Below are 643 nucleotides of genomic sequence, written 5' to 3' on the forward strand. Positions count from 1 at the left end.
GTTCGACACGGCGGTGCGGACCGCGATCCACGCCGGACACAGCACGTTCGTGGAGATCAGCCCGCATCCGGTGCTGGCCATGCCGGTCACCGCGATCCTGGACGACACCGGCACCACCGGCCACGTGCTGTCCACGCTGCGCCGCGGCGACGACGACCCGACCCGGCTGCTGACCAACCTCGCCACCGCCCACACCGTCGGCCTGCCCGTCGACCTCACCCGCGTGCTGCCCGAGACCGACGTCGTCGACCTGCCCACCTACGCGTTCGACCGGGAGCGCTACTGGCCCCGCACCCGCACCGTCGACACCGCCGACGCCCCGACCGGGGCCGACGCCGCGTTCTGGGCCGCCGTCGACAACGAGGACCTCGCCGCCCTGGCCGACCTCACCGCGTCGGACGCCACCGAGTCGCTCGACCGCCTCGGCGCCGCGCTGCCGCTGCTCGCCGACTGGCGACGCCGGCAACGCGACAGGTCGACGCTCGACGACCTGCGCTACCGGGCCGTCTGGCAGCCGTACGCCGGGGTTCCGGTCGCGTTCCTCACCGGCGCCTGGTGGGTGGTGGCCGACCCGGCCGGCGCCGCCGAGGCGGAGACGGCCGTGGCCGAACTGACCCGGCGCGGCGCGGACGCCCGCCTGGTC

At 75.7% G+C, this 643-nt stretch carries 1 pseudogene; it reads left to right on the forward strand.

Annotation, left to right across the window (positions count from 1 at the left end):
• Positions 1-643: pseudogene (locus tag HUW36_RS33880) on the forward strand (type I polyketide synthase); the annotation flags it as partial.

This window comes from Micromonospora maritima, from assembly GCF_902825405.1.
Taxonomy (GTDB): Bacteria; Actinomycetota; Actinomycetes; order Mycobacteriales; family Micromonosporaceae; genus Micromonospora; species Micromonospora maritima.